The organism is Faecalibacterium sp. AF10-46 (assembly GCF_003604105.1).
Taxonomy (GTDB): Bacteria; Bacillota; Clostridia; order Oscillospirales; family Ruminococcaceae; genus Faecalibacterium; species Faecalibacterium taiwanense.
In genome coordinates, this window is sequence record NZ_QVGY01000014.1 from 13,171 (window position 1) to 33,005 (window position 19,835).

The window sequence follows — 19,835 nt, forward strand, 5'->3', positions numbered from 1 at the left end:
AGCGGTTTTTCTTTACCGTTTTTTCCTTTGACTGATAGGAGTTCCTGTTTTCTTTGATTTTTGTAGAATCCGAATGAGCCAGCGAAATTCTTCGTCTGACAGATTTTTATAGTTGATGCCGAGCTGCTTGCAGTAAAGGACAACCAGCTTTTCATCCCGACTGCCCTTGAAATTTTCAACCGCTTCCAAATTTTCTTTCAATTCATCGGCAACGGTGGTCTGGGGCGCACTCTCGCTGTCCTTTTTGTGGGCTTCCCGAATATCCCGGATAATGAGATTGAGGTCATCAAGAACCATGTGGCTGAAATATTCATCATCGCTGATATGGGCGGCTTGCAGCACTTTCAAATGCGGGTCGTCTTCGCCGGGGCGATACCGTTCAATGATTTCATGCCGGACAGTATCGACAAGGGCGTTGAGGTTTTGAATCTGCATGGTGGCAATCCCATCTACATAAATCTCAATGTCCGCAAGAAACTTGATAAAGTCCTTATGAGTGGCAAGCTCACAGAGCAGACGGTTGTTAATCCGACCGCCTTTCAGAAGTGCCACCATCTCATCATTCAAATGCAGCTCTGTTAGTGGCGTGTTGATCTGCTCCCGGTTCTCTGTCCGGCACAGCAGATAATCAACGGAAACCCCATAGAAGTCTGCCAGCGTGATAAGGTTGCCATGATTGATTTCCTTATAATCCTCTTTTTCATAACTGCCAAGAGCTGATTTGGAAATGCCCGTCAGCTCTGATAATTCTTCCAGATTTAAGCCTTTGTCCTTGCGGAGTTCCCAAAGGCGTTCCTGTATGCTTGTCGCTCCTTTCATGGGCGCACGCTCCTTTCCGGCGGTTTCATTACTGCCGCTTAACTGGATTATATCATACTTTCCGCAATCGTGGAAATTTCTGATTTTTACCCTTAATTCCTACTTTGTGGACATACGGCACAGGGCACAAAAATGTTCTATGATACAGGTAGTTCATCGATGGATTATTCCAATCGAATGACCAGCCTGTGTGGGATATGCTTCCCCGGCGATGTAGCGCCATGACTTTTGGCAGGGATATGGAGGAACCCTGACCGAAACGAGCGTACCAAAGGGAGCGATACGCCGCTGTGAGATTCAGGGGAGGAACGACACCGGGGAGAACTGGCGAACTGATACCGAAATGATACCGAAACACGACAATCTGATAGGGGGATAGTCTACCCTATCGCTGATACTTCGGGAGATTTTAGGCGGCTCTATGGCTGTAATTTTGCCGAAAATCGCCCCGAAACCATACACTAAAACGGGAGGAAGTGCAATATGCCGAGAATGAGCAAAAAGAGGAAGCATGAGCTTTCCTTTTACCTTAATGACCGGGGGCGTGTCACTTACAACGAATTATGCCGGAAATGCCAGCATGGGTGCAAGCAGAGCTTCCGGGCGGTTGTGGTTGACTGCCCCCGTTATTTATCCAAACGAGCAAAGAAAAAGGAGGAACACACCGAATGAATTTTGAATTTATGACGATAGACACACCATTGCCGCCCTGTATGCCCTTTCCCAGAGCGTTGACAGGATTTCCAGTCAGCAGCACCGCAAAGGTCATGTACTGCCGGATGCTGGACGCTATACTATCCAAAGGGCAGGAGGACGAGAACGGAATCCTGTTTGTCTGCTTCCCTGTCACAGCCATTGCCGCAGTCCTGTCCCGCAGTCCCATGACGGTCAAGCGTTCTCTGAATGAACTGGAAACCGCCGGACTTATCATGCGGGTGCGTCAGGGCGTGGGAGAACCGAATAGAATTTATGTGCTGATACCGGGAAAGGAGGACGCTGCCCTTGCCTGATACCTCAAAGCTGGAAAAACTCAACCGGGAACTGGAGAAAAGCGAAAAGAAACTGCGGAAAGCCATCAATGATGAAAAGGCATTGCAGCACCAGTTGAAGCAGCTTACCCGAAAGGAACGGACGCACCGGCTCTGCACTCGTGGCGGTATGCTGGAAAGTTTTCTGCAAGAGCCGGAACTCCTGACAGATGATGATGTCATGCTGTTGTTGAAACTCATTTTTCACAGGCAGGACACGCAGGAACTATTGAAAAAGCTGCTGGAACGGGAGAAGCCGGAAACCCCTTAGTTTACTAAGGGCGCAATTATACACCACCCAGAGGTTGGTGCATTGCGTTCTCCGAAGGCTCCTCGCCGGAGGGCTGTGATTTTCCGCAGTCATGGTCTGCTCCAAATCATACAGGGGACGCTACGCTTCCCCTGCGCTGGCTACCACCAGCTACCCTTTTGTGGACTTGCCATCTGGGGACACCTTGCGTTGCAAGCTGTTCCCAGCCGACAAGTTTGAAGTTATAAGTGGATTTTTGCGAAGCTGTATGATACTATTATTTTATAACGCTTTGAAAATTCGTGGATTACTTAACAAATTAGAAGGAGGTATTTTATATGTTTAAAAAAGCTTTTTGGGTTCCTTATGAGGATAGTGCCAATTACCCAACTCTTGCAAAAACTATGGAAGCAATTTCAAAGTATTGTGAAGAAAATGGTAAGTCTTATACATTTATTAACGATGACGAAGTGGAGATAAATGGAAAAAGATATGAAATATATAGGGGCTACGAAAATGGTAGTAGGGGAAATTACGGCATAAAATGTAAAGAAAAATAAATCCAGTTTGTTATTCTACACACATCGGGTCAACTTGTCCCGAACTTTCACAACTAAATACCCGCCGTTTACACAGCGGCACACCGAGCAGGAAATCTGAAAAAGGTCTCCTGCTTTTTTTCTGCCCAAAATGAGGTGGTAAAACGCCCACCCATCCACCAATTACCGAAAGGAGGGACACGAAATGCCCTGTCCGCACAACGAAATCACGATTGTTCAGCGCAGCCAGCGGCAGTCTGCGGTTGCCGCCGCTGCTTACCAGAGTGGCGAAAAGCTGTTCTGTGAATACGACCAGCAAGTGAAGCACTACCCAGAAAAGCGTGGTATCGTCCACAATGAAATCCTGCTCCCGGCAAATGCCCCACAGGAATATGCAGACCGCAATACCTTATGGAACGCCGCCGAAGCGGTGGAGAAGCAATGGAACTCTCAGCTTGCAAGGCGGTGGGTGCTTACCATCCCCAGAGAAATACCGCCCGACCAGTACGCTGTCCTTGTCCGGGAGTTTTGCCAGAAGCAGTTTGTTTCCAAAGGCATGATTGCTGATTTTGCTATCCATGACCCCCATCCGCCGGGACATAATCCCCACGCCCATGTCCTGCTGACCATGCGGGCAATGGACGAACATGGGAAATGGCTTCCCAAAAGCCGCAAGGTTTATGACCTTGATGAGAACGGGGAACGGATAAAACTGCCATCCGGCAGGTTGAAAAGCCACAAGGAAGATACGGTGGACTGGAACAACCAGAAGTATTGTGAAATCTGGCGGCATGAATGGGAGGTCATCCAGAACCGCTATCTGGAAGCCAATGACCGCCCGGAGCGTGTGGACTTGCGTTCCTATGCCAGACAGGGGCTTGATATAGTCCCTACTGTCCATGAGGGAGCTGCTGTCCGGCAGATGGAAAAGCGAGGTATCCAGACGAATATCGGCAACCTGAACCGGGAAATCAGAGCTGCCAACAATCTGATGAAGTCCATCCGGCAGCTTATCCAAAACCTCAAAGGCTGGATTACCGAGCTGGGCGAAAAACGGAAAGAGCTGCTTGCACAAAAGGCGGCGGAGGAAGCAACACTTCTTCCCAATCTGCTGATGAAGTATATGGAGATACGAAAGGAAGAACGGAAGGACTGGACAAGGGCTGGACAGAACCGGGGGACTTCACAGGACTTAAAGGCAGTCAGCGAAGCCCTATCCTATCTCCGGCAAAAGGGGCTTTCCACTGTGGAGGACTTAGAAGCATTTCTGGAATCTTCCGGGAAATCAGCCGCAGATTACCGCAATCAGATGAAGCCAAAGGAAGCCCGCAGCAAAGTGATTGACGGGATTCTTGCCAGCCGGACAGACTGCAAGGAATGTAAGCCTGTCTATGAGAAGTACCAGAAGATATTTTTTAAGAAAACAAAGGAGAAATTCAAACAGGAACACCCAGAGGTTGCCCGGTATGCGAAAGCCGCCGCCTATCTTGCCAAGCACCCGGACGATAAGGACAGTACCCAAAAGGAGCTGCAAGAGGAGCAGGAAATGCTTCTTAGCGAAATCGCAGAGCTGAAAGTACCGCTGACCGAGGTACAGGAGGATTTGAAGAAGCTGCGGGACATCCGCTACTGGGTACGGAAAGCCACACCCGGCACAGAGGAAAGTAAAGAGCCGCCCAAGAAACAGCCTATCAAAGAAATCTTGCAGGATAAGACTGACGAGAAAAAAGCACAAAGAACCGCCCCGGCACAGGCGAAACACAGACAACAGGATATGGAACTTTAACAGGCACTTGCCATTTTCAATCAGAGAATGTCAGGTGTTTTTTTCTTTTTTCAAGGAGGGATAGATTTGAATGTATTTGAAGCTGTGAAGCAGTCCGTCACAACCAGACAGGCTGCGGAGCATTATGGAATCCATGTAGGGCGGAACGGGATGGCTTGCTGCCCGTTCCATCATGATAAAACCCCAAGCATGAAGCTGGATCGGCGTTACCACTGCTTCGGCTGCGGTGCGGATGGGGATGTGATTGATTTTGCCGCCGCCCTGTATGGGCTGGGAAAGAAAGACGCCGCCGTACAACTGGCACAGGACTTCGGGCTTTCCTATGAGGACTGGAAACCGCCGGGAAAAGCAAAAAAGCCCAAGCCCCGGCAGAAATCCCCGGAGGAACAGTTTCAGGAAGCAAAAAACCGCTGCTTCCGTATTCTTGCCGATTATCTCCACCTACTCCGAGTGTGGAGAAAGGAATATGCCCCGCACTCCCCGGAGGAAGTCTTTCATCCCCGGTTTGTGGAAGCCTTACAGAAGCAAGACCATGTGGAATATCTGCTGGATGTGCTGCTGTTCGGGGAAACAGAGGAAAAAGCGGCTTTGATTACGGAATACGGAAAGGATGTGATACAGCTTGAACAGCGAATGGCAGAGCTTGCAGCCGCAGACGCAGCAAGAACTAAAAAACACCATGAACGCCATGCAGCCGCCCCAGAGCATTGAGGAAATCAAGGCGGGGCTGGAAACCACCGAGAAAGGCGGTGTCCGTCAGAGCATACGGAACTGCCTGACCGTATTCCAGCGTGACCCGCTGCTTTCCGGGGCTATCGCATACAACATCCTGACCGACCGCAAGGACATCATAAAGCCCATCGGCTTCCACAGGGACAGCACCGCCTTAAACGATACGGACATGAAATATCTGCTTCTCTATCTGGAAGAAACCTACGGGCTTACCAATGAGAAAAAGATTGATAACGCCATCGGGATTGTGGCAAATGAAAACAAGTACCATCCCATCCGGGACTATCTCAATACCCTTGTGTGGGACGGGACAGAGCGAATCCGTTTCTGCCTGCGGCACTTTCTGGGGGCTGACGCAGACGATTACACCTATGAAGCATTGAAGCTGTTCCTGCTGGGTGCAATCTCACGAGCCTTTCAGCCGGGGTGCAAGTTTGAAATCATGCTCTGCCTGGTAGGCGGTCAGGGGGCTGGCAAGTCCACCTTCTTCCGTCTGCTGGCAGTCCGGGACGAGTGGTTCTCCGATGATTTGCGGAAGCTGGACGATGACAATGTGTACCGTAAGCTGCAAGGTCACTGGATTATCGAAATGTCGGAAATGATGGCAACCGCCAACGCCAAGAGCATTGAGGAAATCAAGTCGTTTTTAAGCCGGCAGAAAGAGGTTTACAAGATACCCTATGAAACCCACCCGGCAGACCGCCCCCGTCAGTGCGTGTTTGGCGGCACTTCCAATGCCCTTGACTTCCTGCCCCTTGACCGTTCAGGCAACCGCCGTTTTATCCCGGTCATGGTGTACCCGGAGCAGGCGGAGGTTCACATTTTGGAGGACGAAGCCGCTTCCAGAGCCTATATCGAGCAGATGTGGGCAGAAGCTATGGAGATTTACCGAAGCGGCAGGTTCAAGCTGGCTTTCAGCCCCACCATGCAGCGGTATCTCAAAGAACACCAGCGGGATTTTATGCCGGAGGACACCAAAGCCGGAATGATACAGGCGTATCTTGATAAGTACACCGGGAGCATGGTCTGTTCCAAGCAGCTTTACAAGGAAGCCTTGAACCACACCTTTGACGAGCCGAAGCAATGGGAAATCCGGGAAATCAACGAGATTATGAACCAGTGCATTACCGGCTGGCGGTACTTCCCGAACCCAAGAATGTTTTCCGAATATGGCAGACAAAAGGGCTGGGAGCGTGAAAACCCGGCAACGGACTCCGGCAACCCGTCTGAAAAAACGATGGATGGTTTTGTGGAGGTCACAGAACAGATGGAGCTTCCATTCTGAAAATGACCGCCCGTTGCACCCCCTGTTGCTATCCCGTTGCCGAGCCGGTTGCCGGGGAAAACCCCTTATTTCCGGGCTTTTCTCCCTTATAACAACCAAAACAACAGAAAAATAAAAGAAAAGTATAAATAGTAACCATCGCCAGATTGAGATTGTTTGCAAGGTCTTTTGAAGCCCGTTGCCGGACTTCGTTGCCGACACCCTCTGTCTGGCTATTTTCATGTATGGAGGATAACTGCCTATGGCAAAAAACAAAACAGAGATTCATGTGACCACTGTATTTGACGGGGAACTGGACGCAACCGATGTGTTCGTCAGCCTGATTTCCCAGAAATACGGTAAAATAAATACAAAAGAATATCTTGCTAAAAAGAAAGATATAGGCTATAATGAAGATGAGGTTCAAAAGAGCCAGATACCGTCTGGATTGTGTGGGTAAATGGCTATGATGAACGAAATGGAATACAGAACAATCGGTTCGGCACTTGCCGGGGGCTATCGTGCGGCGGTCTATTGCAGGCTGTCAAAGGACGATGACCTGCAAGGCGAAAGTGCCAGTATCGCCAACCAGCGGGATATGCTGGAAAAATACTGCGAAAAGCAGGGATGGGAGGTTGTGGCAGTCTATCAGGACGATGGCTTCACAGGTCTTAATATGGAGCGTCCTGATTTACAGAGGATGTTGAGAGCTATTGAGCGCAGGCAAATCAACCTTGTCATCACGAAAGACCTCAGCCGACTGGGGCGGAACTATCTGCAAACCGGGCATTTGATTGAGGACTTTTTCCCAAGAAACGGTGTCCGCTATATTGCCATGAATGACGGTATCGACACCCTGCGGGATAACAACGACATCGCCCCGTTCAAGAATATCCTGAATGAGATGTACAGCAAGGATATTTCCAAGAAAGTCCATTCCTCTTATCTTCTGAAAGCGCAGAAAGGACAGTTTACCGGGTGTCTTGCCCCGTTTGGGTATCGGAAAGACCCGGAGGACAAAAACCATCTGCTCATTGACGAGGAAACCGCCCCGATTGTGCGGCTGATTTTCGGATATGCCCTGAACGGTCATGGTCCGAACTATATCCGCAGACGGCTGGAGGAAGAAAAAATCCCCTGCCCCACATGGTGGAACCGGGAACGGGGGCTTCGCAACACCCGAACCAAATGGGAAAAGAAAGACCCGGAAAACGGGCGGTATATGTGGGACTTCTCCGTTATCAAAGACCTTTTGATGAATCCCGTCTACACCGGTGCGATTGCTTCCCAGAAAAAAGACTACCGTTTCAAAATCGGCACAATTGGGGAAAAGAAGCCGGAGGACTGGATTGTGGTGGAGGGACAGCATGAACCGCTGATTGACCGCATGAGCTTTGACATTGTGCAGAACAAGCTGAAATCCCGCCAGCGTCCGGGGCAGACCGATGAAATCAGCCTGTTTGCCGGATTGTTAAAATGCGGCGAGTGTGGGAAGTCGCTGACGGTACGCTACACAAACGCAAAACATCCCCAGCGGATTTATTCCTGCAAGACCTACAACGCCTTTGGAAAGAACCACTGCACCCAGCACCGGATTGACTATGACACCCTTTACAGCCATGTGCTGCGGAAAATCCGGGAATGTGCCAGAGCTGCCCTGATGGACGGGGAAGCGGTTGCCGACCGCCTGACCAATACCTGTGAAGCAGAGCAGCGGGAACAGCGGGAAGCAATGGAACGCTCCCTTACAAGGGACGAGGAACGGATTGAGGTTCTGGACAAAATGGTCATGCGGCTTTATGAGGATATGATTGCAGGGCGTATCAGTGAGCAGAATTTCAACACCATGCTGGAAAAGACACAGACCGAGCAGACGGAGCTTAAAGCAAAAGTGTCCGAGGGCAGAAAGCGGCTGTCTGATGAAGTCCAGCTTGCCAATGACGCAAAACAATGGGTGGAAGCCATTCAGGAATATGCCAACATCACAGAGCTGGACGCAGCCACCCTTAACCGCTTAATCAAAGAAATCGTCGTGCATGAACGCATTGACGAAGATAAAACAAGACACATTTCTATCGAAATTCATTTTAATCTCAAACCCATCCCGGAGGTGGAACAGGTCACTGCCTGACCTGTCCCGCCGGGACGGTTCTCTAAAAAACACCATATAGATTTTTTGTACGCCGCCGCCCGCCATCGAGCAGAGTTTTACACCTAATTGGGGATAAAACAGCTGATGGCGGGCGGCGGTGTCGTTCTGATCGGTCTTCAGCTTATCCCTCTGCTGTCCGGGCTGTTCAGCTAAATGTCACCCGTTGTCCCTTTTTCCAGAAAAGGAGCTGATGTATGGACTTTATCATCGACGCAATCGTTGAATGGCTGAAAGGTCTGCTCGTCGATGGTATCATGGGAAATCTGGACGGCCTTTTCGATAACGTCAATCAGAGCGTTGGCGAAATCGCCACACAGGTAGGCACGACCCCGGCGGACTGGAACGCCGGGGTCTTTTCCATGATACGACAGATCTCCGAAACTGCCATTCTGCCAATCGCCGGGGTCATCCTCACTTTTGTCATGACCTATGAACTGATACAGATGCTCATAGAACGCAACAACCTCCATGAAGTTGACACATGGATGTTTTTTAAGTGGGTGTTCAAAACCTTTGTGGCTGTGATGATCCTGACGAATACCTTCAATATCGTGCTGGCGGTCTTTGATGTGAGCCAGCATGTGATCCAGCAGTCAGCGGGCATTATCCAGAACGGGACAGAAATCACGCCGGATGTGCTGGACAGTCTGCGGACAGAGCTTGAAGCGATGGAGTTAGGCCCTCTGTTCGGCCTCTGGCTCCAGTCATTCCTGATCCAGCTTACCATGATTGCCTTAAACATCGTGATCTTCGTTATCGTATATGGCCGTATGATTGAAATTTACTTACTCACAAGTTTGGCACCCATCCCGTTTGCCACCGTCCCCAACCGGGAAACCGGACACATGGGGCAGAACTATTTCCGCTCCCTCTTTGCGGTGGGCTTTCAAGGCTTGCTCATTTTGGTCTGTGTCGCCATCTATGCGGTGCTTATCCAGAGTATCGCCACCGACGGCGACCCCATCGGGGCGATCTGGGGCTGTGTGGGCTATACGGTGCTGCTGTGTTTTACCCTGTTCAAAACGGGCAGCCTTGCAAAATCCATCTTCGGCTGCCATTAAGAGACTTCGGGCCATGCTGACCCGAAGCGGAAAGGAGGCGGTATGCCCCGGCGTTACAAACAGGGCGCGGACGGACAGCCGCACCCGGCTTTCTACGGAAAGCTCCCCGAGGAATTTTCTAAAACAGACACCATGCGCTTTATGGTGGAAACCGATCTGAAACTATCCGGCTGCGTATCGGCGGACACGCTGGCGGCACTCCGGGCGGAAGGCTATGACTACAAGGACGGGAACCTTGTTCCCGCCGGAAAGGAGGAAACCATGCAGGAAAAGGTTGCGGACACCACCCCCGCCGCACCGTTGAAGCTGGATGTAAGCGTGCGGGTCATCGAACCTGTGAAAAACCTGATGGGCTTTGCCAGCGTGAAATTCAACGACTGCTTTGTGGTGGAAAATCTGAAAATCGTGCAGGGCAGCAAGGGCCTTTTCGTGGGGATGCCCAGCCAGCCGGACGGCAAGGGCGGCTACCGGGATATGGCCTATCCTGTCACGAAGGAGTTCCGGGAACAGCTCAACACCGCTGTTCTGCAAGCCTATGAAGTAAAGCTGGAACAGATGGCGGAGCGCGGCTCTGCCGGGCGTGCGTCCATCAGCGAACAGCTCAAGGCCGGGAAAGCGGCTGCCGAACAGGCAAAAGCGGAACAGTCCCCGAAGGAAAAGTCCAGCCGTGGTGCGGAGCGTTGACCTCGGGCCATGCTGGCCCGAAGCGGAAAGGAGGCGAAACCAATGCCACGCAAACGGACGGGCTATGACGCGGCCTGCTACTATGACGGCAAGCTGCTGGGCCGCTGTACCAAAGCGGACAGCGACGCCTATACCCTGTTGATGAACGCCTGCGGCGGGGACGCCGCCCGTGTCCTGCGGGAATACGCCTACTTTTCCCCGGAGCTGAAGGCCATCTTGGAAAAGGCGGCGCTCATGCAGGCGGACCGGAACCGGACGGGCGGGATGTTCCATGCGCCCCGGACCTCCCCGTGGGGAGAGGTGCAGAGCTGTGAAGTTCTCTGTCCGGGCGTGTTTTTGGTATCCACCGCCAGCCACGGCGGAACGATGGTGGCAAACGAGGTGGCCGCCGTCCTCTCTCCGGCGGCGAAAAAATGCGGTTTCAAGGACAAGGGCTATATCTGCTATGAGGAGGACGCACAGGAAAGTGTGGTGCTCCGGGAGCTGCTGGACAAAAAGCTCTGGAAGATCCCCGACCGTATCAAGGACAAAGATCGGTTTGAAGAAAACCTCAATCAGTCCATCCGGCAATACAATCCCGAATACTGGCGGGCAAGGCAGAGCGGACGGGAGGCCGCCGAAGCCGCCCGCAGCACAGCCCCGGCCAAAGAGGCCGCAAGGTAGCTTCGGGCCATGCTGGCCCGAAGCAATAAAGGAGGTGTACCAAAATGGCCTATGTGCCAGTACCCAAAGACCTGTCCAAAATCAAGACAAAGCTGGCCTTCAATCTCACGAAGCGCCAGCTTATTTGTTTTTCCGGCGCGGCGGCGGTGGGCCTTCCGGCCTACCTGTTTTCCCGTGGCAGTATCGGAAACAGCGCCGCCATGTTCCTGATGATCGGCCTCATGCTCCCGTTCTTCTTTTTCGCCATGTATGAGCGGGACGGCCTGCCGCTGGAAAAGGTGCTGAAAAACATCATCCGCACCCGGTTCCTCTATCCCCGGGTGCGGCCTTACAAAACCGAAAACTTCTATGCGCTGCTTGGCGCCAGAAAGGAGGCGCAGCCGATTGCAAAACAACAGAAGGGCCGGAAAGCCCGCAGGCAAAAAGCCTGACAAGACGGGCCTTCTCGGCCTGTTCACAAAGGGAAAGGACATTCCCACCACCGCCCAGCAAACCCTCCCTTACCGGGAAATGTACCGGGATGGGGTGTGCCGGGTGGAGGACCGCTATTACACCAAAACCATTGAATACGAGGACATCAACTACCAGCTCGCCCAGACCGAAGATCAGGCGGCCATCTTTGACGGGTGGAGCGCCTGCCTGAACTACTTTGACAGTTCCTTGCCGTTTCAGCTTTCTTTCCTCAACCACCGGAGCCGCCCGGGCAGCCGGTACAGCGTCAACATCCCCATGCAGGAGGACGACTACAACAGCGTCCGGCGTGAGTATGTGGAAATGCTGGAGAACCAGATCGCCAAAAGCAACAACGGCATTGTCCGCACAAAGCTCCTGACCTTCGGCGTGAACGTGGACGACCTTCCCACCGCCAGGGCAAGGCTGGAACGTGTAGAGGCGGACATTTGCGGGAACTTCAAAAAGCTGGGCGTCAAGTGCCGTTCCCTTTCGGGGCTGGAACGGCTGGAGCTTCTTCACGGGCAACTCCACCCCGGCAGCGGCTCCCCCTTCCGGTTTTCATGGGATATGATCCCCAAAACCGGGCTTTCCACCAAAGACTTTATCGCCCCGGACAGCTTCGATTTCCGTTTCAGCCGACTGTTCCGGGTGGGGACGACCTGGGGCGCTGCCTCTTACTTGCAGATTTTGGCCTCGGAGCTCTCGGACAAGCTGCTGGCGGAGCTTTTGGAAATGGATGCGGAAATGACCATTACCCTCCATATCCAGACCGTCGATCAGGCCGCCGCCGTAAAATCCATCAAGGCCAAAGTCTCCGACATTGACAAGATGAAAGTGGAGGAACAAAAAAAGGCAGCCCGGTCAGGGTACGACATGGACATACTCCCGCCTGACCTTGTAACGTACAGCAACGACGCAAAGACCCTCTTGGAAGATTTACAGAGCCGGAATGAAAGAATGTTCCTTCTGACCTTCCTTGTGGTAAACATGGCCCCGACCCGCCGGGAGCTGGACAACGACCTGTTCACGGTGTCCGGTATCGTCCAGAAATACAACTGCACCTTGAAGCGGCTGGACTTCCAGCAGGAGGACGGTTTTCTTTCCAGCCTTCCGCTGGGCCATAACGGCATTGAGATCAAGCGCGGCATGACCACCAGCTCCACGGCCATTTTCGTTCCCTTTATGACGCAGGAGCTCCGCATGGATGGCGAAGCCGTCTATTACGGGCTCAACGCCCTTTCCCATAACGTCATCATGGCAAACCGGAAAAAGCTCAAAAACCCCAACGGCCTGTTCCTCGGTGTGCCGGGCTCCGGTAAATCCTTCGCCGCAAAGCGGGAGCTTGTGAACGTGTTCCTTGCCACAAAAGACCGCATTATCGTGGTGGACCCGATGGGCGAATACTCGCCCCTTATCAGGCGGCTGGGCGGACAGGTCATCGAGATCGCACCGGACAGCCCCCACCACATCAATCCGATGGACATTGATTTGAGCTTTGACGAGGAAAACCCGATGGCACTGAAAGCCGACTTTATCCTGTCGCTGATGGAGCTGATCGTCGGCGGCAAGGACGGCTTGCAGCCGGTGGAGCGTACCGTCATTGACCGCTGTGTGCGCCAGATGTACCGGGAACACTTGCAGGACCCGGAAACAAGCAAAATGCCGACCCTCCAAACCCTGTATGACCTGCTCTGTTCCCAGCCGGAGGGCGAGGCGGTGCGGCTGGCGACGGCCCTTGAAATTTATGTGTCGGGCTCCCTTAACGTGTTCAACCATGAAACCAATGTGGACTTAAACCGCCGTCTGGTATGCCTTGACTTAAAAAAGCTGGGGGCCGGGCTTCGGACGATTGCCATGCTCATTATGCAGGACTTGGTAAACTCGCAGGTGTCCATGAATTTCCTCCGCGGTATCGCCACATGGTGTTACTTTGACGAATTTCATGTGCTGCTCCGTGACCGTCTGACGGCAAGCTATTGTGTGGCGATCTGGAAAATGCTGCGAAAAAAAGGGTGCGTTCCGAGTGCTTTAACGCAGAATGTAAAGGATTTTCTGGCAAGCCCGGAGATCGAGAACATCTTTGAAAACTCGGACTTCCTTGTGCTGCTCTCGCAGGCACAGGGGGACCGGCAGATTTTAGCCAAACAGCTTGGGATCAGCCCCCACCAGCTTTCCTATGTGACCCATACCAATTCCGGCGAAGGGCTGCTGTTCTTCGGGAATACCACCATCCCGTTTGTTGACCGCTTCCCGCAGAATACCGAGCTGTACGCCATTATGACCACCCGCCCGGAGGACAAAAAACAGGAAATGAACCGGGCGTAACACACTTCGGGCCATGATGGCCCGAGGTTTGGAAAGGAGGGATACATTATCGGAAAGAAACCGGACAAACGGAATTTTCAAAGGCCGGGGCCGACGGAGGATACCGGGGACAATCGCCCCGGACCGGCAGAACGGGAAGGACCTTCCCCCGCACCGTCCCGACGTCTGCGGTTTGAGGACGAGGATGCCGGGCAGGACAGTCCTTCGGGCCATGATGGCCCGAAGTCCAAAAGCGGCAAGTTTCAAGAGGACAGCCGCAAAAGCCGTCCCTCTGACCGCATGAGGCAGGAGGATGAAGCGAGCAGGCCGCAGGATACCGGCAGGGCACAGGAGCCGGAGGGCTCCGCCGAGAAGGCCGGGAGTAAAAAGGACAAGTACCAGAAGGCGCAGGCCAAAGCGGAGCGCGCCGGGGAAAAGCTGGGAAAGGCCCGGGAGAAGCTGGATAAGGTCGAGGCGAAACGGGCGGCGCAGAAGCCGCCGGGGCTTGCGAAGAAAGCTGTCCGGGGAGCCCGTACAGAAGCATGGTTCTATGTCCACAACAAGATCCACGAAGTTGAGCATGAAAATGTGGGTGTGGAAGGAGCCCATAAGTCGGAACTTGTGGCCGAGGCCGGAGCCCGGAAACTGGCCCGGTATGCCAAACGCCGCTGGCAGGAGCACCCGGCCCGGAAGGTGGCAAAGTGGGAACGGAAGGACATAAAAGCCCGGGTCAATATGGATTTTCAGAAGATGGCCTCCGAGCACCCGGAGCTTGCCAGCAATCCGCTTTCCCGTGTGCAGCAGAAATGGAAACTGAAACGCCGGTATTCCAAAGAAGCAAAGGCAGCTGCAAAACAGGGCGCAAAGGCCGCAAAGAAAACCGCTGCCGCTTCGGGAACTGCGACCCGTCGGGCGGCACAGTTTGTGACCCGTCATCCTGTGGCGGTGCTGATCCTGCTCCTGCTGTTGCTGCTCTGTTTTCTTGTGTCGGCGGTAAGTTCCATTTTTCCCACGCTTGGCAGCGGCCTTGCCAATGCGTTATCCGGCACCTCCTACGCCTCGGAGGATACGGACCTGCTGGGGGTGGACGAGGACTACACGGCGCTGGAAAACGAGCTGGCGCAGACGGTAGCGAACATTGAAAGCACCCATCCCGGCTATGACGAGTACCGCTATTCCGTGGACGAGATCGGCCATAACCCCTATGAGCTGGCGTCCTATCTCTCGGCAAAGTACCATGTCTATTTCCGTGAACAGGTGCAGGACGAGCTGCGGGAGATCTTCGAGGCACAGTATGAGCTGACCTTGACGGAGGAAGTCGAGATACGCTACCGCACCGAAACCAGCACCGACCCGGAGACCGGGGAAACCACCACCGAGGAAGTCCCCTATGAGTATTACATCTTAAATGTGACCCTCACAAACAAGACGCTGCCCGCCGTGATCCTGCCGAGGCTTGACGAACAGCAGAGGCAGATATACACCGTTATGCAGCAGCTCAAAGGCAACAAGCCCTATCTGTGGGAGGGGATTTACAACGGCGGCGAAGATACCGGCCCCAGCTATGAGATACCCGGCGAGGCGCTGGATGACCCGGCTTTTGCGGCGCTCATGGAAGAAGCCACAAAGTACATCGGCTGGCCCTATGTGTGGGGCGGCTCCAGCCCGTCCACCTCCTTTGACTGTTCGGGCTTTGTCTGCTGGGTGTACACGGCCAGCGGCGTCCACAACCTGCCCCGTACCACGGCACAGGGCATTTATAACCAGTGCGCTATCATTTCCCCCTCCGAGGCAAAGCCCGGCGACATTATCTTTTTCACGGGAACCTATGACAGCCCCGGCCCTGTGTCCCATGTGGGGATTTATGTGGGCGACGGGATGATGCTCCATTGTGGTTCGCCCATCCAATACGCAAACATCAATTCAAGCTACTGGCAGACACATTTCTATGCCTTCGGGCGTTTGTGAGCCAGAGGAAAGGAGTCCTTGCATGAACAAGATCGACAAGCTCGATAAGGAACTGGAAAAAGCCCGGGAGAAGGCTGCCGAGTGGCAGGCCAAAATCCGGGAGCTGGAAAAGCAGAAACAGGAGGAAGAAAACAGCCAGATCGTGCAGGCGGTGCGCTCCCTTAAACTGACGCCCGCCCAGCTGATGGCATTTCTGAATGACCCCAAAAACAGCCTTACCGCTTCGGACCATACTGACCCGAAGCCGGAGGCACCCGAAAAGGAGGACACAGCCCATGAAAAAAACTAAATACCGCAGGCTGGCGGCGATGGCTGCCAGCCTTTTGTGTTGCCTGATCTTTACGGTCCCGGCTTATGCACAGAGCAGCGAGCCGCAGCCGGAGACAGCTCCCTCCCTGGCAGAAACCGAAGCAGAGCCGGAAACCCAGAACCCCTTTACCCCGGACGGGACGGGAACCGTGGTGGACAACGCCACCGACGAGGATGGAAAGGAGTTCTACACCATCACCACAGCAGACGAGAGCGTGTTTTATCTGGTGATCGACAAACAGAAAACCAGCGAGAACGTCTATTTCCTCAATACCGTTACCACAGACGACCTTCTGCCTCTTGCTGAACAGGGTAAGGAACCGCCCAAAGAAGTGACCCCTGAGCCAGAGCCAAAGCCCACCGAACCGGTGGAGGAAGTACCGGAACCCAAGCCGGAGAAAAAGGACAGCCCCCTTCTCTCTCTGCTCCTGATCGGTGCGGTGGTGCTGGCCGGCGGTGGAATTGGTTACTATTTCAAGATTTACAAGCCGAAGCATGAAGCCCCGGATTTGGAAGATGATTACTGCGAATATGAGGACGGGGAGCTGGAGGAGATCGCAGAGGAACCCGAGGACGAAGATACCCCGCCGTGGGAGGAAGATACGGAGGAATGAGAATGAATTTTACAAGCAGCCCTTTTGAACGAATGATGAAGGAAGTACCGCACCCCGGCTGGGACAATGACGACCCTTGTAAGGGATGCCGTTACTACAAGGAGTGCAAAGGAAAGAAAAAACAGTGCCGGAAGAAGTTCCGGGCGCTGATCGTGGAGCCCCGCCCTTCGGGCCATCGTGGCCCGAAGTCTTAAATGGACGCCCGGGAGCTGACCCGTGACGAGAAGAAGAAAATCCGCACTCTGGTCACGGGGATGTGCGCCAACTATGACCGGGAAAGCGGCCTGTGCCTTCCTCTTGACTGTGCCTGCTATATGCTGCACAAGTGCTGGACAGGGGCGTACTGCCGTTATTTCCGTGAGGCTGTCCTGCCTCTTAACCCGGAGCTTCAAGCGTCGTTGACAACGGAAGGCATCTCCCCGGAGCTGCGAGCCTGTGCGGTCTGCGGAAAGGCGTTTTTGCCCGAGGGGCGTCAAGCCTACTGTTCCGACGCCTGCAAGGCCGAAGGGAACCGCCGAAAAAGCCGGGAACGCATGAGGAAAATGCGGGAGAAAAGGCCGGGCGGCTGTTACGATTTGCCGCTTCCAAAGGCTTGACATTCCGGGCTTTTTGGAGGGTGTTTCCGGGGTGGGAATATCTTATTACATTCCTCCCCGGTCTGCCCTCTTATTTCGTAACATCCAGCACTTCGGGTCATGTTGGCCCGAGGCACAGAAAGGAGGGATCTCTTGGAGACAGTACAAGGATATGTGATTTTGAAAGCTGCCACCTTTGAAACCGGACACGGCTTTGCGCTGGGGCATAATCCGGGAGCGCCGAGCCCCTTTGTGACCTGGCAGTTTACCAAGGGAGAAAACGGCCATCGGGATTACTACTGGGGCCGCTATGGAACCAGTCAAGCGTGGGCGCAGAGGGACTTTGACCGCCGGGTGGACGACTATCAGCAGCTTTACCATGCGGCGGTCAAGCATACCGAGCTGGGACCGGAGGGCGTTTACCGCTATTATTCCACCCAGCGGCCCGTGGACATAGGCACCTACCCGAAGCCGCCGGATAACCAGCCTCTTTCCATCGTCAACTACGATGACGACAGGCGGCGTCCTGTGGCAGACGGCAGGCTGATGGCATGGGGCGAACTGACCTACGCAAAGCCGCTGACCGAAAAGCAGATGGAGGATTATGAACTGAAACCAGCACCGGGCAATCCTGACCGGGTGCGCCCATCCATTACCGCCCGGCTCAAAGAAGGAACCAGAGGGCAGGAACCCCCGAAGGAGCCCGGCCAGAAGCGGAGCCATAAAAACCATGAGGAACGATAAAGGAGGATCGCCATGCACGAAAAAGACAACTATCTGAAAACCGCCGAGCTCTCCACGGAGCAGAACTGCAACATGATCGACGGCGTACCCAACAACACGCCTATCCCACCCACGCCCCCGGAGTTGGACGCAAAACCGCTTGATAAGGTAAAGGAGCCCAAAGAGCGCCGGAAAGGCCGGGAGTTGGAACGCTGATGGAGAACCGCAAGCGGAATGTCCATCTGCACGTTATGGTAACGCCGGACGAGCTGGCAGCCATCCATGAACGGATGGCTGAGGCGGGCATTTCCAACGCCGGGGCTTATGTGCGGAAAATGGCTCTGAATGGATATATCCTGCACATCGACCTTGCACCTGTAAAAGAGTTGATCTCTCTGCAACGGCGCTGTTCTAACAATCTCAATCAGGTTGCCATACACGCACATACCTATGGCGTGTACCCGGAGGAAATCGACGGATTGAAGCGGGACTATGAAAAGCTGTGGGGCGAGGTGTCAAAGGTGCTGCGGGAGCTTTCCGAGCTGGTGGCAAAGTAAGACGAGGGCGGCAGGTTCCGATGTTGGGACCTGCCGCCTTGTTCTTTTTACCATCTATATCTATGTTTCCGAAAATGTAATTCCCGAAGTCCAGCCTCTTTACAAATAGACGATAGAATTTTTAGTATTTCTTCTCGTGTAGAATTAAGCCATTCAGCAAGCTCACGATCATAGAAACAATAAGCGACATCTTCGCCTGTGCCATATGTCGAATAGGCTTTTTCCTTTTTGGCTATTTTCAATCGTCTGCGAATTGCTGTTAGCATATCAGTGATAGTATAGAGTTTTTCTCTCCATAAAGAGTTTTGGACAGAAGATTTTCCATCAGCCTGTTTTAATATGGAGCCATCACGAGTTCTTAGTACCCCTGTATTCAAGGCAATTAGCGTATCTTCAATCGCTTTATCAAAATCCTCCATTCGACCTTCTTGATAAATGTCATCTTGAAAGGCTGGACGATCAAAGCACTCCAAATAAAATTGGACAAGCTCTTTATCTTTTTCAAAGGCAGGTGTGGAAGAAGTAGTTTCGACTTCCAAAATTGCTGTCTGTTCTGCAAGCTGCTTCCAACTTTGTAGCAGTTCTTTAGGATAACGAGTAATATCCGTATCAATCAATTTAGAACAAGACTGGCATAACCAAATTCCATTTTCAAACGACTTTCTTTCTTCGGGTGTCATAGAAGCGTCATAGCGTGGACCGCCTTGAGCCGCTGCACAGATATGAGCTGCTACCCCTATATTTGTAATTTTTTCAGGATTGGTATTTGCCCCACAAGTCAACTTTCGGCAAGCAGGATTACTACATCTTCTACCAACCCGATTTGCCAGTAATTCCTTTGTTGCTGAAGTAAAGTCGTCTCTGCTGTTCCCCATGTTCATCACCTCGTCTAACCAAAATATTGATTTCATTATATCATAACTTTTTAGATAAAACCATCAAGCTTCGGGCCAGCATGACCCGAAGTTTTAGGACAGGATTTACTAATCTTTCGCAACATTTATGTCCCCGGGCAGGCATGATAAAATAGAGGTAGGAAGGATAGATAAAGGAGGTTTTGAAGATGAAGATACTGCTGAAAATATTGGTTGCTCCCTTTGCTTTAGCGTTGTCCCTTCTGGCGGCTCTGCTGGTGTTCCTATTTGATATTTGTGCCGTCCTGCTGACGATTGCCTCTGTGATCCTGACGGTGCTGGGTGTCGCTCTCTTTTTCACGCCGACGCCCATAGGCGGGATTGTATTTCTGTTTCTTGCCTTCCTTCTTTCGCCGTATGGACTGCAAGCGGCGGCGGGCTCCCTTCTTTGGGCGCTGGACGGAGGCAAATCCGCTCTGTACCGGTTTCTGGCAAGTTAA

26 protein-coding genes and 1 pseudogene are annotated in these 19,835 nt (G+C 53.0%); 24 read left to right on the plus strand and 3 right to left on the minus strand.

All coding sequences use genetic code 11. The features are described 5' to 3' along the window. Window positions 1-12: 12 nt before the first annotated feature. Window positions 13-819 carry a helix-turn-helix transcriptional regulator gene (locus DWV57_RS12995; RefSeq protein WP_002584331.1) on the minus strand — a complete coding sequence of 269 codons (807 nt, stop codon included), beginning with the start codon at window positions 817-819 and terminating at the stop codon, window positions 13-15. A gap of 483 nt (window positions 820-1,302) precedes the next feature. Between DWV57_RS12995 and DWV57_RS13005 the strand changes: the two genes are divergently transcribed. From DWV57_RS13005 to DWV57_RS13035, 7 genes are all read left to right on the plus strand, one after another. Then, window positions 1,303-1,491: a hypothetical protein gene (locus DWV57_RS13005; RefSeq protein WP_025544156.1), complete on the plus strand. Its 189-nt coding sequence runs from the start codon at window positions 1,303-1,305 to the stop codon at window positions 1,489-1,491. After that, complete coding sequence (locus DWV57_RS13010) at window positions 1,488-1,829, plus strand: DeoR family transcriptional regulator (protein ID WP_055149730.1); 342 nt, start codon at window positions 1,488-1,490, stop codon at window positions 1,827-1,829. The genes DWV57_RS13005 and DWV57_RS13010 overlap by 4 nt, the downstream gene beginning before the upstream one ends. Continuing rightward, entirely contained in the window at window positions 1,822-2,118 is a 297-nt protein-coding gene (locus DWV57_RS13015) for a DUF3847 domain-containing protein (RefSeq protein WP_055149727.1), read from the plus strand. The genes DWV57_RS13010 and DWV57_RS13015 overlap by 8 nt, the downstream gene beginning before the upstream one ends. A gap of 317 nt (window positions 2,119-2,435) precedes the next feature. Further along, window positions 2,436-2,657, plus strand: coding sequence for a DUF4318 domain-containing protein (locus tag DWV57_RS13020; RefSeq protein WP_002596507.1), 222 nt, complete (start codon window positions 2,436-2,438; stop codon window positions 2,655-2,657). A 184-nt stretch (window positions 2,658-2,841) separates the two neighbouring features. Beyond that, window positions 2,842-4,422: a MobQ family relaxase gene (mobQ, locus tag DWV57_RS13025; protein ID WP_055149725.1), complete on the plus strand. Its 1,581-nt coding sequence runs from the start codon at window positions 2,842-2,844 to the stop codon at window positions 4,420-4,422. Window positions 4,423-4,488: 66 nt separating this feature from the next. Further along, window positions 4,489-5,133 (plus strand): CHC2 zinc finger domain-containing protein, encoded by a 645-nt coding sequence (locus tag DWV57_RS13030; RefSeq protein ID WP_055149723.1) that lies wholly within the window; start codon window positions 4,489-4,491, stop codon window positions 5,131-5,133. Further along, window positions 5,102-6,439, plus strand: coding sequence for a virulence-associated E family protein (locus tag DWV57_RS13035; RefSeq protein ID WP_055149721.1), 1,338 nt, complete (start codon window positions 5,102-5,104; stop codon window positions 6,437-6,439). The genes DWV57_RS13030 and DWV57_RS13035 overlap by 32 nt, the downstream gene beginning before the upstream one ends. Window positions 6,440-6,467: 28 nt before the next feature. On the opposite strand, the gene DWV57_RS14990 is transcribed toward DWV57_RS13035, so the two are convergent. Further along, the gene (locus tag DWV57_RS14990; protein WP_021682886.1) at window positions 6,468-6,707 is read right to left on the minus strand and encodes a hypothetical protein; all 240 of its coding nucleotides are present in this window, start codon (window positions 6,705-6,707) and stop codon (window positions 6,468-6,470) included. Here DWV57_RS14990 and DWV57_RS13045 point away from each other — a divergent pair. The 16 genes and pseudogenes from DWV57_RS13045 (at window position 6,681) to mobC (ending at window position 18,481) form a co-directional block, all read left to right on the plus strand. Then, complete coding sequence (locus tag DWV57_RS13045) at window positions 6,681-6,878, plus strand: hypothetical protein (RefSeq protein ID WP_003533377.1); 198 nt, start codon at window positions 6,681-6,683, stop codon at window positions 6,876-6,878. The genes DWV57_RS14990 and DWV57_RS13045 overlap by 27 nt on opposite strands. After that, window positions 6,879-8,549, plus strand: a complete 1,671-nt coding sequence (locus DWV57_RS13050; protein WP_055262334.1) for a recombinase family protein — start codon at window positions 6,879-6,881, stop codon at window positions 8,547-8,549. It abuts the gene before it with no gap. A gap of 90 nt (window positions 8,550-8,639) precedes the next feature. Beyond that, window positions 8,640-8,723: pseudogene (locus DWV57_RS13055) on the plus strand (Maff2 family protein); the annotation flags it as partial. Window positions 8,724-8,764: 41 nt separating this feature from the next. Continuing rightward, the gene (locus tag DWV57_RS13060) at window positions 8,765-9,631 is read left to right on the plus strand and encodes a VirB6/TrbL-like conjugal transfer protein, CD1112 family (RefSeq protein WP_005927637.1); all 867 of its coding nucleotides are present in this window, start codon (window positions 8,765-8,767) and stop codon (window positions 9,629-9,631) included. Window positions 9,632-9,673: 42 nt separating this feature from the next. Continuing rightward, window positions 9,674-10,315, plus strand: coding sequence for a septation protein SpoVG family protein (locus tag DWV57_RS13065; RefSeq protein WP_120021003.1), 642 nt, complete (start codon window positions 9,674-9,676; stop codon window positions 10,313-10,315). A gap of 9 nt (window positions 10,316-10,324) precedes the next feature. Further along, the gene (locus DWV57_RS13070; protein WP_120021004.1) at window positions 10,325-10,978 is read left to right on the plus strand and encodes a hypothetical protein; all 654 of its coding nucleotides are present in this window, start codon (window positions 10,325-10,327) and stop codon (window positions 10,976-10,978) included. A gap of 44 nt (window positions 10,979-11,022) precedes the next feature. Beyond that, a complete protein-coding gene (locus DWV57_RS13075; RefSeq protein WP_021419855.1) occupies window positions 11,023-11,409 on the plus strand; it encodes a PrgI family protein in 387 nt (128 codons plus the stop codon). A 79-nt stretch (window positions 11,410-11,488) separates the two neighbouring features. After that, window positions 11,489-13,756: a VirB4-like conjugal transfer ATPase, CD1110 family gene (locus DWV57_RS13080; protein ID WP_120021019.1), complete on the plus strand. Its 2,268-nt coding sequence runs from the start codon at window positions 11,489-11,491 to the stop codon at window positions 13,754-13,756. Window positions 13,757-14,035: 279 nt separating this feature from the next. Then, complete coding sequence (locus tag DWV57_RS13090; protein ID WP_120021005.1) at window positions 14,036-15,703, plus strand: CD1108 family mobile element protein; 1,668 nt, start codon at window positions 14,036-14,038, stop codon at window positions 15,701-15,703. 22 nt (window positions 15,704-15,725) lie between these two features. Then, a complete protein-coding gene (locus DWV57_RS13095) occupies window positions 15,726-15,992 on the plus strand; it encodes a DUF4315 family protein (protein WP_117506432.1) in 267 nt (88 codons plus the stop codon). Further along, window positions 15,979-16,626 carry a DUF4366 domain-containing protein gene (locus DWV57_RS13100; RefSeq protein ID WP_117855348.1) on the plus strand — a complete coding sequence of 216 codons (648 nt, stop codon included), beginning with the start codon at window positions 15,979-15,981 and terminating at the stop codon, window positions 16,624-16,626. Before DWV57_RS13095 ends, DWV57_RS13100 begins: the two co-directional genes overlap by 14 nt. After that, window positions 16,623-16,820: a hypothetical protein gene (locus DWV57_RS13105; protein WP_005927616.1), complete on the plus strand. Its 198-nt coding sequence runs from the start codon at window positions 16,623-16,625 to the stop codon at window positions 16,818-16,820. The genes DWV57_RS13100 and DWV57_RS13105 overlap by 4 nt, the downstream gene beginning before the upstream one ends. Further along, window positions 16,821-17,222, plus strand: a complete 402-nt coding sequence (locus DWV57_RS13110) for a cysteine-rich VLP protein (protein WP_117855345.1) — start codon at window positions 16,821-16,823, stop codon at window positions 17,220-17,222. 132 nt (window positions 17,223-17,354) lie between these two features. Then, window positions 17,355-17,945 (plus strand): hypothetical protein, encoded by a 591-nt coding sequence (locus DWV57_RS13115; protein ID WP_242985288.1) that lies wholly within the window; start codon window positions 17,355-17,357, stop codon window positions 17,943-17,945. Between the two features lie 12 nt (window positions 17,946-17,957). After that, window positions 17,958-18,140 carry a DUF4316 domain-containing protein gene (locus DWV57_RS13120; RefSeq protein WP_003500078.1) on the plus strand — a complete coding sequence of 61 codons (183 nt, stop codon included), beginning with the start codon at window positions 17,958-17,960 and terminating at the stop codon, window positions 18,138-18,140. Beyond that, window positions 18,140-18,481, plus strand: coding sequence for a plasmid mobilization relaxosome protein MobC (mobC, locus tag DWV57_RS13125; RefSeq protein WP_012741672.1), 342 nt, complete (start codon window positions 18,140-18,142; stop codon window positions 18,479-18,481). Before DWV57_RS13120 ends, mobC begins: the two co-directional genes overlap by 1 nt. 47 nt (window positions 18,482-18,528) lie before the next feature. Here the strand turns inward: mobC and DWV57_RS13130 are convergent, their stop codons facing one another. Then, on the minus strand, window positions 18,529-19,356 hold the full coding sequence (locus DWV57_RS13130) for a hypothetical protein (protein ID WP_015553877.1): 828 nt from the start codon (window positions 19,354-19,356) through the stop codon (window positions 18,529-18,531). A 188-nt stretch (window positions 19,357-19,544) separates the two neighbouring features. Between DWV57_RS13130 and DWV57_RS13135 the strand changes: the two genes are divergently transcribed. Then, window positions 19,545-19,835, plus strand: a complete 291-nt coding sequence (locus DWV57_RS13135; protein WP_005927606.1) for a CD1845 family protein — start codon at window positions 19,545-19,547, stop codon at window positions 19,833-19,835.